This window comes from Wolbachia endosymbiont (group A) of Limnophora tigrina, assembly GCF_964263225.1.
Taxonomy (GTDB): domain Bacteria; phylum Pseudomonadota; class Alphaproteobacteria; order Rickettsiales; family Anaplasmataceae; genus Wolbachia.
The window spans coordinates 1,146,808-1,159,791 of the sequence record NZ_OZ181654.1 but is presented as its reverse complement, the minus strand read 5'-3'; the positions used below and the strand labels follow the sequence as shown (position 1 = coordinate 1,159,791).

Here is a 12,984-nt window from a genome sequence, read left to right as displayed (position 1 = left end):
AATTCCAATGCTAAATAAATTAATAAATAGGAAAATTACTACAAATACTTTCAACTTTATTTTTCACTGCTTTTTCAACATCAGGGCTATTTCCATCAATTAATCCCTGAATTATTTCATTTATCAGATCAGCTATCTCTTTAAAATCTTTTTTCTCAAGTCCGCGTGTTGTCTCAGCAGCGGTACCAAAACGGAGCCCTGAAGTAATGGTTGGTTTTTCTGTGTCAAACGGCACGGAGTTTTTATTGCAGGTAATGCCAGCTCTTTCAAGGCTATTCACAACGTCTTTTCCAGTCAATTTCCGTGATCTTAAATCAACTAGCACTATATGAGAGTCAGTGCCGCCAGTTATAATGTCAAGTCCATGTTCTTGCAGCGCTTGAGCTAACACTTTTGCATTTTCTACAACTTTTTTACTATAAGTTTTAAACTCTGGCGCTAATGCTTCCTTAAATGCAACAGCTTTTGCAGCTATCACATGCATAAGTGGCCCACCTTGCAATCCTGGAAAAACTGCAGACTGAATTTTTTTATGTAACGCTTCATCATTTGTCATTACCACTCCACCACGAGGACCACGTAGAGTCTTGTGAGTTGTAGAAGTTATAATATGCGCATATTTGGCAGGTGATGGGTAACAACCTGCAGCAATAAGCCCTGAATAGTGAGCAATATCTGCAAGCAGATATGCACCAACTTTATTCGCAATTTCACGAAAGCGCTCGAAATCTATTTTTCTTGGATAAGCAGAAGCACCAGCAATAATTAATTTTGGTTTATGCTCCAGCGCTAGCCTTTCCACCTCATCCATATCAAGCAGGTAAGTGTCTCTATTAACTGTATACTGAATCGACTTAAACCACTTACCAGAAAGGTTTGGTGCTGCACCATGAGTTAAATGTCCACCGCAGTTCAGTGACAATCCAAGTATTGTATCACCCGGAGCAAGCAGTGAAGCAAACACTGCTTGATTTGCCTGAGAACCAGAATGAGGTTGAACATTTGCAAATTTAACACCAAATAGCTTACAAAGCCTTTCTATAGCCAGATTTTCAACTTCATCTACATACTCACAGCCACAGTAATATCTTTTACCAGGATAACCTTCTGCATATTTATTAGTCAGAAAAGAACCCTGTGCTTCCATCACTGCTTTACTTGTAAAATTCTCCGATGCAATCAATTGCAACTGCGATCTTTGACGCTGCAGTTCCTTCTCTATAGAGAGATAAACTTCATTATCACAAGACTTTAAATTATTTTCAGAGTTACAAATCCTTTCTGAAGCAATTGTCATAAGACCTTTTCCTTAACCACATAAATCCAAAAACAGCCAAAAGCAGACATACAGGAATAATTGATATTGCTTTTACCAGCAAATCAGTACCATACAAAGGATTTCCTTGTATTACCGTTCCATTCCAACATAAGTCTATTATTTTTGCAATTCCAGTATGAAAAAAATAGCCAAAAACCATAACTATCATGTTTGATACAGCTGTGGCCAAGCCTACCAAGTTATTGTTTACATAACTTATTGCCTTGTAAATAGTAATTACCTGATACCCAGATGCAAAGCCGATAACAAGAAGTGTAGGTAATGCAATATATAAACCGCCAACTTGTGTAAAAAGCAAAAGAAAGCTAGCGATCATTGCAAAAGAACACGCAATAATCACCTCGTAATGTTTGTCTGGATACTTCTCCAGTAAATAAGCGAGAAAGAATGATCCAGCCCCCATGCCTATGAACATGAGAGAGGAAAGTGAAGATGCCAAATCTCCGGTCATTTGATATGCTTCACATAAGAACGCTTTTGCCCAACCATCAGCAAAACCTTCTAGTGGCCCAACCATCAAGCCCCCAAAAAAGCTGATTAGAATGATATGTTTATTGAAAAGTACAGTTTTTAAATCTTGAAGTATGTTGTCATTTCTACTCTCCTCTATGTTACTGTTTGGCGTTATTAAAAGCAATAGCAGAGCAAGTAAACAACCAAACGCTGAGAAAGTGTATATAACATAATTCCAACCAAATTTATTGAGCAAAAAGTCTAGAGGTAATCCACCATAAATAGCTCCCAGTAACCCTATTATTATAGATAAACTAGCCATCCTTGCTGATTTTTCTTGTGAGAAATACATACTTGCAACTTTAAAGAGCCCAATTGCCGAAGCAGATGACCCAACTCCAACAATCATTCTACCAAGTATTGAGTAATACCACTCATCAAAGCATATTAGTGGTAATGTCCCAGCAAACGTTAAGACAATACATGCAGGCAAAACAAACTTTGGCCCAAATCTATCAAGGGCAAGACCAACAGGTATGTGAGCAAGCGTATAGCCTATATAATATAGCCCACCAAATTGACCAACATCTGTAATACTTATGTTAAATTTCGTTATTAATTCAGGCGCGATTATATTTGGAATTACACGTAATATATACTGGTATGCATAAAATAGTGATGCTAGCAACCATATGAAAAAGTTTCTCTGCAATCCTAATATTACCTAAAAAACAGAATTATAGGTATTTTATCAGCAAGGAGCAACACTTTTGTAAATAGCTACTCTAATCCGAGTATCTTTCTTAAAAGAGACCTTTTAGCATATCTATAACTGGTTCATGGATAAGGTATATGAAAAAAATTATACCACAGATGATAAGGATTTTTATAATTTTACCCTTGTTCATCTTAAGCTTTATTTTTTTTACTATAAGTTTTAGTTTTGTTACAAAATTCATTTTACTTACGCTTTTATTTCGTGATACCGATTATACTTTAAATAATATAATTTTTAATGAAATTCAGTATCAGAAACGCTGTAGTTAACTAAATATTAACCTTTTTGTGTGTAAAATATAATATAAAAGCAAGGTGAGTGAATGAACATAGGTACAATAGACAATACGCTACAAAACTACATAACAAAATACATTGAACAAACATTTGCCGCACACACAGGCAATAGATACGACAAGTTATACAGGGAACTTTTAAGTAGTGCAGAAGAAATAATAAAACTTACTGTAAACGAAGCAAAACAATATGATAAAAGCCTAGAAGAATTACATAACAATTCAATATTTCACGATAAGAAATTTATTCAAGCTGTTGCTAAACACCAGATATTAGAATTTCTGAATACTCATCCAAAGAAGAAAGAAATCGTTGCAGAATTTAAAAATGAACATCATATCAACGAAAGCGATTTAAAAATTTTAAAGGAAGGAAAAGATTTAGTGAATAAAATAAACGACATTAACTTAACTCAACAAAATGAGAAAAATGAAATATTGAACATTAGAAAGGTACTTTCTAAATCAATAGGAATGCCCTCTTCGAGAACTGAAAAATCCAAAGCAACTTTAGTAGAAAGTCCTGAGGTGGTAAAATAGACGTACTTAACTTTTCCTAATTGGAAAATACTTTTAATCCTATGATACCCAGCACTACCAAAGCAAGGGAAAATAAACGCCCAAAATTTACTGGGTCATTAAAAAACATTATTCCTATTATCGCTGCACCTATAGAGCCTATACCAGTCCAAACTGCATAAGATGTTCCAAGAGGAATAGACTTCATTGCTAACGATAGCCAGTAAAGACTCACAGAACCGCTAACTAAAATAATTACTACAGGTATAACACGAGTAAAGCCATTGCTATATTTCAGTGCTGTGGTCCATATTATTTCAACCAAACCAGCTAATAGCAAATACACCCAAGCCATAAATCAACTCTATCTTACTGAAATATTATATATAGGAATATTAAAAAGTTAACTTAGCATTTCGCATGCTTTAGTAATACTATCACATCCAATTTCTAATTGTTCCTGAGAGGTTGCATAAGAAATTCTGATAAAATTTTTCAGACCAAATGCAATTCCTGGAACAACAGCAACTAAATGATCTTCTAATAAATATTCGGCAAAATCAAGATCACTATTTATTACTTTACCACTTTTCGTACTCTTACCCAATAAACCTTCACATGAGACAAACAAATAGAATGCACCCTGCGGAATAGATACTGACAATCCTGAAGCAGAATTTAGCTTTTTTACTACAAAATCTCTACGATCCTTAAAGATTTTTGTTCTTTCTTTCAAAAAACTATGATCACCGTTTAACGCTTCAACTGCTGCTGCTTGTGCTATTGAATTTGGGTTAGAAGTACTTTGAGACTGCAGTGTAGAAATAGCTTTTACTATATCACTCCTACCTGCAATATAACCTATTCTCCAGCCAGTCATTGCATAGGCTTTTGATACTCCATTGACCACAAAAACCCTATCGTAAAGCTTTGGCTCAACCTGAGCAATGGTAAAAAACTTTTCATCGTATACTATGTGCTCATAAATATCATCTGTAACAATATTTACATGTGGATATTCAAGCAATACTTGCGCTATGCTTTTCAATTCATCATATGTATAGACAATTCCTGCTGGATTGTTCGGTGAATTAAGAATTAACCATTTAGTTTTCTTAGTTATCTTGCTCTTCAGTAATTCTGGTGTCAGCTTAAAGTTTTGCTTGCACTCTACAACAACTGGCAGTCCGCCAAAAAGATTTACCATATCAACATACGAAACCCAATAAGGAGCTGGTATTATAGCCTCATCTCCAGGGTCAATTGTTGCCATAAATAAGTTGAATAACACCTGCTTAGCGCCTGCGCCGACACAAATTTGGTTCAGTGTATATTCTAGATTGTTATCCCTTTTTAACTTATTGATTATCGCCTCTTTAAGCTCATGCGTTCCATCAACAGCAGTATATTTAGTTTTGCCTTCATTTATCGATTGAATAGCTGCCTTTTTTATATGATCTGGAGTGTCAAAATCCGGCTCTCCCGCAGCTAAAACGCAAATTTTCTTTCCTTCGCTTTTTAATCTGTTTGCCTTATCGGTCACAGCAATTGTAGGCGACGGTTTTATCAGAGACATCCTCTTTGCAAGGTCTGACATAATCTCACTAAAGTTAAATAAAAATGATAAACTCTACACAACAAAAAAGCTAGAAATTTTATTATTTTACATAAAGGTTGGTATTTTTGTATTCTTAAATATAGATATTAAAAAGCTTAATAAATTGAAAAAGGCAAATAAATCCCTGTATAGCGAGTTTTAATAATGTAAATTGGCACTGTAATAATGTGCTAACGCTTAAAGTAAGAGCGATTTGGCTGACCACCCTCATAAAGGCTTTTCATACAAGAGTTTTAGTAGTTTCTTACTAGGTCCACTAATGCAGCAATATTTTCAACCGGAGTATCAGGAAGCACTCCATGTCCAAGATTAAATATAAAAGGTAACCCTCTAAAACAATCTATTATACGCTTTGCTTCTTCAATTGCTTCTGACTTATTGTAGGCCAAAAGACTAGGATTAAGGTTCCCTTGCAGAGGAATTTTTAGATTTTCTTTCGCCCATTCTATTGGAACATTATAATCTATACTTACTGCAGATACGCCTGTTTGTTCGCAGTAATCTGTATAAAGATTTTCAGCAGAGCGCGGAAAACCTATTATTGGAAAATTGGGAAATCTACTCTTTATTGCCGAAACAATTTCCTTTGTTGGCTTGATGATGTATCTTTCAAACAGTTTTTCCTTCAATACACCAGCATTGCTGTCAAATAACTGAATAACATCTGCTCCAAACTCTATCTGTTTGATCAGATAAATAATTGTCGCTTTCGTTATTTTGTTTATTATTTCCTCTAGTGCCAATGGACAGAAATTTAGCACCTTGGAAAAAGTTTTACTACCACCGCCCTCTATGATGTATGAACCTACCGTCCACGGCCCTCCAGCAAAGCCTATAAGCGATTTTTCTTCTGGCAACTGGCTTCTTACTTCTTTTATAGCATTTAGGATTGGTAATGTGTTAGATTCAATTCCTTGTAGACTCTTCAAGTCTTTAGCACTTTCTATAGGTCTTATTATTGGACCCACACCTCGAATAAAATTTACATTACAGCCTAAAATGTCAGCTATTATCAAAATATCAGAAAAAATTATCGCTGCATCCATGTTGAACCTTCTTATTGGTTGTAACGTTAACTCTGTTACCAAATCTGTGCTATAACATATCTCCATGAAATTATTCATGTTTTCCACTGCCTTCCTATACTCAGGAAGAGACCTACCAGCCTGACGCATTAACCAAATAGGAACTTTTTCATCTGACTCGTTCTGGCTGATGATTCTTGCTATTTTTGCTTTACTTCTTTTCAATCTACTTTATCTACTTTTTATTTAAACTAAAGTATAACAGTAGTAGTAGTTCTATCAATAAATTGTTATTAACTTAAAATTCAGTAAAAATTAGTATTACTTAGCTTGTGGATAAATATGTTAATAACTTCTCTATACTATTGATTTTCCTTTATGATTTATGTGTATAAGTAAGATGTCTAGAATGTTAGTAATTTTCTTTTATGGAAAAAAGCTTTACTATCATGGATTGTTATATAATTATGTATATGTCATTGAAAAAATTGTTGATCAATTGTTAGTATTTTATGTCAAAAAATAATTCACAAATTAATTTGACATTATTCACATGCTTATTAAACATTTAATAACAGTTTTCTTGATAGACCTTATCTAAAGATATTTTCACCATTAAAGGGAATAAATTGAATAAGAAAAGAACTTTAGTAGAAAAAATAGCATACAGAATTTTTCTCTTTCTCTTCAACAAAACTTCTGTGTTAAAAAAATGTGCGACTGAGTCATTAACTCACTTTTACCCACAATTTTGAGAGGTCATGATGTGAAGCATAACTATGCTCTCCTTAAGATTTTCATAGCCCCGCCATAGAGTCATAGCCCCTGGTAAATTATCACTTTTTCTATTCATAAATCCACCTAATTTTCCTAACCAAATAATAGCTTGTTTTATGTTTGGAGGTTCTTCTGGCAATGTAGCTACTTTATGCTCACGTATGAAAAGGGCCTTCCACTCTTCGTTGCTTAAAATTTTAGTACAGGTTTCCATGGGATTTGATAAAGCGACTTTTGTTAAATATAAAATTTTAAATGCAATAATGCTCTTTATAGCAATTAATTTCTGTAGCCTTTCCTTTGTAGTTAAACGAGAGCTTTCTATTTTACATCCTGATTTTAAAACCCTGAAATACTCCTCAATTTTCCATCTTAGCTTATACCAATTTATCCTTTCTATAGCATCTAAAGTGCTATTAACTGGTACATTAGTCAGCAAAGTCCAATCAATAGCTTCCAATCCTTCAGGAGGATTTGTTTCTTTTGCACTTACCACATATACAGGGATTTTATCACTTATTTTATGCACTGTGTCTTTTGATCCATAAATTGAAGAAGATCTGATAGGTATATAGCCTTTCATATACTTAACTTCAATATTAGCTTTCCTTGATCTTTGGTTTCCACCTTTATTAACTTCTAGAGAAATTTTCTTCTTTACTGGCAGTTGAGTGATGCGTGTTTGCAAATCTGTTTTTCCAATTTCAGTACAGATAAATCTTCTATTAGTTCGATTACGGATTACATAAAAACTACCTAATGTCTCAGTGATCCATAAAAATTTGAAGATATCTGCCTCTCTATCACCAAGGGTAACAAGTTGTACATTTGCAGGAAGGTTGTTTATGCTTTCTTTGAGAGCTGTTATCCACTTATAACTTTCTTTTTCTTCTATGGAGGTACGGTATTTCCTGTTTGCTTTTTCTTGTGACGTTTCTTTTTCCCTAATAGAACGTGCCCAACATTGTTGAGAAGATAGACCTAAAGGCAATCCGTCTTTGCTGACTATTAAGGCACTGTGCAACAGTAAACCCATTTTATGCTTCGTATAAGCTTTAGAAATACTACCTAGCCTCTTAGTTTTTATATGAGAGTCAAAATCCAAATAACTTGTATCTTGAACTGAAAAAACAAACTGATTTCCTTTCATTCTCTCCATAGTTTCTTTGTAATGGGAAGAATAAATTTCCTTATCCTTAAGCTTTTCATTGCTAAATAATCTGTATGCACCCTTAGCTTCTTTCCATCCACTACAGCTTTGATTAATTGATCCAGACGCCTTACCCTCTATACAATAGCCTGTTTTAATAAGTCTCTTATTAAGTCTTGTATCTCCTAAATTAACGTGTTTTAACTCTCTTTCCAGCCATTTATCCCCTAAGCCATCAGTATATTGCACATTTGTACTTACTTCACTCATTTTAATCCCAAATTTATTTGGTATCCATTTTACTCACTTTTTTATTTGTGGGTAAAAGTGAGAGTCATTAATGGGTGATCTGTCAGGTCTTGACATACTTAATAGTCTATTAAAATTCCGTGATTGTAGTATCATGGATATAATGACTCCACGTAAGGAGATATGTGCAGTAGACATTGAATCGAGCAAGGATGAGGTAATAAAGAAGGTGAAAAACACTTACCATGCTAAGATACCAACTTATATGAATAACTTTGACAACATAATAGGCTTTTTTTACGTAAAAGATATCATTTTCAATAAGAATAAAGATTTTAATCTGAGGAATATTATAAAAAATGTAATATTTGTCCCAGCCTCAATGAAAGCAACAAATCTTTTTGTTAAAATGAAATCTTCCAAGTCATATTTAGCTATTGTACTGGATGAATATGGCGGAACTGATGGTTTAATTTCGATAAATGATCTTATAGAAGAATTGATACCAAATATTGATAACGAGAATGAGGTAAATTCAGAACACACCATTACTGAATTATCTCAAAATAAGTTTGAAATATCGGCAAGGGCCCTTATAAAGGATATAGAGGAAAATCTAAAAATAGAGTTGTGTGAATCTGAAGAGCATTATGCCACACTTAGTGGTTTGGTTCTTTCAATTGCTGGTAAGGTACCTTCTGTAGATGAAGTTATAAGATATAAAAATGGTATAAAATTTATCATCAAGGATGCAAATGAACGATACATTAACAAAATAATACTAGACTTAAGTGATTACAAAAATTAAATTCAATATTTTTTAGTGAAAGGTACTTTATCTTGGAAGTAGGGGACATAGTAGCCAGGTATACAATTTAAACAATTTCTTAATATACAAAAGTTTGTAATTCTATACGTTACTGTTTGATAATTAAGGTGGGAATAGTTTTATTGGTACAAAGTTATAAAAATTAGTTGTTTAAATATTTTTAGCGATCTGTAACTTTCAAAAAGGGAGTGTTAAATAAACTGTGTCAAACCGCATTTTTAATTCAACTCAATTTTTAACCTACAAGAAAAAAAGATATCAAGTTGAGAGATAGTTAAAGCCCAATCATGTATAGGCATAGCCCATTTTTCTCTTACCTTTTTTATAGCACAATATACCTGTTCATACAAGGCATTTGTGCTAGTAAATGAGCCCTTAGTTTTAGTAAATTTTCTGATCTGTCTATCTAGTCCCTCAATAGGATTTGTGGTATAAATTAACTTTCTTATAGGGCCAGAATATTTTAAATAACTAGACAAATTTTCCCAATTATTCTTCCAAAACCAACGGATATTTTTCTCCCCATTTTTCCTCTAGCTCAAGTAAATAATTTTCGGCAATTTCTCTACTTGCAGCACGGTATATTTTTTTCAAATCATTCATGAAAATTTTCACATCTTTGCTCGATGCATATTTCAGTGAATTTCTTATCTGATGTACAATACATAGTTGTATTTCTGCTTTAGGAAATACACTGTTTATTGCTTTAGGAAAGCTTTTTAGCCCATCTACACATACAATCAGGATATCTTCTACTCCTTTCTCTTTTAAGTCATTTAACATCCCTAGCCAAAAGTTAGCTCCCTCACTTTCTGCTATATAAAAGCCTAAAACTTCTTTCCTTTCATTCTGCTAATATATTCTACATATATTTACTTACGCAATGCCCGTCTTCTTTGACCTTAAAAAACCATAAACACTATTGGATACACTGATTGCAGTGGACGACTACGCCACTCATTTATTACAGGCAATAATTTATCAGTAATACTTGATATCTCCGCTACAGATATTTTATATCTCTTCTACATGCGACTCTATATCTCTATATACCATGCCACTGGCATATGTACTTAAAACCTTTGCTTCAAGTTCGGTTGTTTGCCTTTTTCTGACTACTTGTGGCTCAAAGCTTCCTTCCCTATCTCTTGGTGTCAATAACTCAAATGAACCTGCACTTGTCCGTAAAGTCTTTGAATTTCTTCAATTTCTTCGATTATTTTCTTCGCTTTTAGCCGACAAGTGATTTTTTATTTCACCTTCCAGAATCGCTTCCAGTAGCCTTTTTACAAACGGTGTTAATGCACCATCTCTTTCCGTCAATGGTCTTCCTTCTCGTATAGACGATAAGATATTTGTTTCTAATTCTTTATAGTCTACCAAACCGGTAGTTCTGTTTGCTTGACTGATTGTCAAACCTCCATTTTTTGTTTCTATTTTATTTTTACTTCTCGGTTTGACACAGTTTATTTAACACTTCCCTAAGTACGTAAGAAAAAACACTCCTATACTGAAAGTACAAGCATTTGTTGAGATTATTAGGAATGTAAAACCTAGCAGAAATCTTGATAATTCAAACGCTGAACAACTTCAAGCTATTGATAGAAAAATCCCTTAATTGTACATAGGCCAAGTTGGCTTATGTGTTCTTATTCTCACTTTGTAAACATGCCAATAATTTTATCCATTATTCCGCCCATATTTGCTTCAGCTTGAGTGTGTGCTATCTTACCACCGTGTGAAATTAATTTGGGATCTGCGCCAGGTGATATATTAACAAATTTACTACCAACAACTCCACTGCTAGTGATTAGGGCTGAGCTATCAACTGGGAGTTTTATATCCCTACTTATACACATGTCGATTCGTGCTATGTAGGTAGCTTTGTCGAGTGATACACCAGTTATGCTTCCGACTTCCACACCAGAGATCTTGACACTATCACCAACTCCTACACCGTTAGCATCAGTAAAAAGGCCATGTATTTTATAACAATCCTTATAGTTTTTCTTTATGTAAGATAATTTATCAATAGCGAAGAAGATAAGAAAAACAGTAAAAATTAATACAAATGAACCAGCAGTTATTTCAAGTATATTTGACCTTCGCATCTTTAGTTATTAGGATTCCAGCTTTCATAGTAATTTTTCACCTTTTGGTTTGGGTAGTATGCATCTTTTGTACCTGTTAAATTAGGAATTTTTCTTTTGTTATTATTCACTGGTACTGCATTATCAGTATAATGCAGCCATATATGCCATGCTGGAGGAATTGTTGTAGGCTCAGAAACATTGTCATATATTACCCATCTTTTTCCTTTACTTGATTCATAGTAAGAATTTCCGTTTTCGTCCCTTCCTATAAGTTTACCTTTTCTCCTTAATAAGTTTGTTACTGCATTATAAATTTTAGATAACATAAAGGTATTAAAACAAAAAGTATTATATATACTAATACTTTAACGATGTATTAACAACAGTTTAATGCAATTACCAATTCTACAAGTTATTATACCAATAATTGCATCGATGTTCTGCTTTCTTACCAGGAAACATAGGGTGTCCTGGTTTATCTCTTTTTTTACAACGGCAGCTACTTTCTTTATTTCATTAATGTTGCTAGTGAAAACATACAATGGTGAAATTATAACTTATTATCTTGGAGATTGGGCTCCTCCATACGGAATAGAGTTGAGAATCGACATATTGAACTCCTTGATTCTAACTTTGGTGAATTTTATAGCGCTGATTAGTGTGCTTTATAGCTTTCATATTAATGAAAAAGAGATTAGCAAAAACAAAATCATTGGTTTTTATTCTCTATTTTTACTGTGCTTGAGTGGATTACTCGGAATTTTAGTAACAAACGATATATTCAACCTTTATGTCTTTTTAGAAATTTCATCTCTTTCTTCTTATGTTTTAGTTTCAATGGGAAGGGATAAGAAAGCTTTAGTTGCAGCATTTGAATACCTCATTAGTGGTACTGTAGGAGCAACATTTTACTTGTTTGGCATCGGCCTTTTATATTCTATGACCGGAACGCTCAACATGTCTGACATGGCTGAAAGAATAGTACCATTATACGATAATAACATCATAAGACTTGGTACATTATTCATTTTTGTTGGTCTCTCAATCAAAATGGCACTGTTTCCACTCAGTAAATGGCTAGTTAATGCGTATAGTGAAGCACCAAGCTTCATTAGCGTATTCTTTTCAGGTACAGTAACCAAAGTGATGATATATGTTTTTATCAGAATCTTTTACAATGTTTTTCAGCAAAATTTTTTCTTACCACTGCATAATGTGATAATTATCCTCGCACTTTGCGCTATTGTATTTGGATCAATATCTGCAATAATCGAAAAAGATATAAAAAGACTGTTTGCTCACTCCAGTATCAGTCAGATTGGCTATATACTTTTAATGCTGGGTTTAAATTCAAAATCAGGTTTGTTTTCAGCAGTTCTTCACATAGTAAATCATAGCATGATAAAAACGTCTTTATTCATGGTTGCAGGGTGTATTTCTTATAAATTTGGTATGACAAAGATAGAAAATTTGTCAGGACTAAAAAAGTCAATGCCCTATACAACACTCGCATTTACTCTACTTAGTTTAGCATTAATCGGTGTACCCTTGACAAATGGCTTTGTAAGTAAGTGGTATATGATGCAAGCAATTCTTGAATCTCATGCATGGATTTCCCTTGCAGTTTTTGCTGCTGGCTCTTTTCTTGCACTAATATATATGTGGAGGGTGGTAGAGAAAATGTATTTTGAAAATAGCGCAGCATCAAACACTGAAATGACACTTAATGAGGTACCATTACTTATGCTCTTTTGTCTATTATTTATGGCAATTTTAACGATAATAACTGGGATATATAGTAGTCCAATTCGTTTGGTAATTAATAAATTTGCTTTTTGATTTTCTTATGTTTTATTGTA

11 protein-coding genes and 1 pseudogene are annotated in these 12,984 nt (G+C 33.5%); 3 read left to right on the top strand and 9 right to left on the bottom strand.

Translation table 11 applies throughout. The annotated features are described in order from the left end of the window. Positions 1-19 precede the first annotated feature (19 nt). Both glyA and ACE38P_RS05330 read right to left on the bottom strand, forming a co-directional pair. The gene (gene glyA / locus ACE38P_RS05335) at positions 20-1,297 is read right to left on the bottom strand and encodes a serine hydroxymethyltransferase (RefSeq protein WP_374699645.1); all 1,278 of its coding nucleotides are present in this window, start codon (positions 1,295-1,297) and stop codon (positions 20-22) included. Continuing rightward, positions 1,269-2,504 (bottom strand): MFS transporter, encoded by a 1,236-nt coding sequence (locus ACE38P_RS05330; RefSeq protein WP_010403498.1) that lies wholly within the window; start codon positions 2,502-2,504, stop codon positions 1,269-1,271. The genes glyA and ACE38P_RS05330 overlap by 29 nt, the downstream gene beginning before the upstream one ends. 388 nt (positions 2,505-2,892) lie before the next feature. On the opposite strand from ACE38P_RS05330, the gene ACE38P_RS05325 reads away from it, so the two are divergent. Further along, positions 2,893-3,405: a hypothetical protein gene (locus ACE38P_RS05325; protein WP_007302245.1), complete on the top strand. Its 513-nt coding sequence runs from the start codon at positions 2,893-2,895 to the stop codon at positions 3,403-3,405. Positions 3,406-3,421: 16 nt separating this feature from the next. Here ACE38P_RS05325 and ACE38P_RS05320 read toward each other — a convergent pair whose 3' ends face one another. The 4 genes from ACE38P_RS05320 to ACE38P_RS05305 all read right to left on the bottom strand — a co-directional run bounded on the left by ACE38P_RS05320 (position 3,422) and on the right by ACE38P_RS05305 (position 8,224). After that, complete coding sequence (locus ACE38P_RS05320; RefSeq protein ID WP_010403511.1) at positions 3,422-3,739, bottom strand: DMT family transporter; 318 nt, start codon at positions 3,737-3,739, stop codon at positions 3,422-3,424. A gap of 48 nt (positions 3,740-3,787) precedes the next feature. Beyond that, the gene (locus tag ACE38P_RS05315; protein ID WP_064085485.1) at positions 3,788-4,981 is read right to left on the bottom strand and encodes a pyridoxal phosphate-dependent aminotransferase; all 1,194 of its coding nucleotides are present in this window, start codon (positions 4,979-4,981) and stop codon (positions 3,788-3,790) included. A gap of 254 nt (positions 4,982-5,235) precedes the next feature. Then, a complete protein-coding gene (hemE, locus tag ACE38P_RS05310) occupies positions 5,236-6,252 on the bottom strand; it encodes a uroporphyrinogen decarboxylase (RefSeq protein WP_264375167.1) in 1,017 nt (338 codons plus the stop codon). A 514-nt stretch (positions 6,253-6,766) separates the two neighbouring features. Next, positions 6,767-8,224, bottom strand: a complete 1,458-nt coding sequence (locus ACE38P_RS05305) for an IS4 family transposase (protein ID WP_374699293.1) — start codon at positions 8,222-8,224, stop codon at positions 6,767-6,769. A gap of 70 nt (positions 8,225-8,294) precedes the next feature. Between ACE38P_RS05305 and ACE38P_RS05300 the strand changes: the two genes are divergently transcribed. After that, entirely contained in the window at positions 8,295-9,011 is a 717-nt protein-coding gene (locus ACE38P_RS05300) for a transporter associated domain-containing protein (protein ID WP_374699644.1), read from the top strand. Between the two features lie 239 nt (positions 9,012-9,250). Here ACE38P_RS05300 and ACE38P_RS05295 read toward each other — a convergent pair. From ACE38P_RS05295 to ACE38P_RS05285, 3 genes and pseudogenes are all read right to left on the bottom strand, one after another. Next, positions 9,251-10,442: pseudogene (locus ACE38P_RS05295) on the bottom strand (IS256 family transposase). A gap of 245 nt (positions 10,443-10,687) precedes the next feature. Then, a complete protein-coding gene (mlaD, locus tag ACE38P_RS05290; RefSeq protein WP_010404199.1) occupies positions 10,688-11,143 on the bottom strand; it encodes an outer membrane lipid asymmetry maintenance protein MlaD in 456 nt (151 codons plus the stop codon). Between the two features lie 2 nt (positions 11,144-11,145). Next, the gene (locus ACE38P_RS05285) at positions 11,146-11,451 is read right to left on the bottom strand and encodes an NADH-ubiquinone oxidoreductase subunit NDUFA12 family protein (protein WP_264686816.1); all 306 of its coding nucleotides are present in this window, start codon (positions 11,449-11,451) and stop codon (positions 11,146-11,148) included. A 64-nt stretch (positions 11,452-11,515) separates the two neighbouring features. Between ACE38P_RS05285 and ACE38P_RS05280 the strand changes: the two genes are divergently transcribed. Beyond that, the gene (locus ACE38P_RS05280) at positions 11,516-12,964 is read left to right on the top strand and encodes a proton-conducting transporter membrane subunit (protein WP_029237649.1); all 1,449 of its coding nucleotides are present in this window, start codon (positions 11,516-11,518) and stop codon (positions 12,962-12,964) included. Positions 12,965-12,984 lie beyond the last annotated feature (20 nt).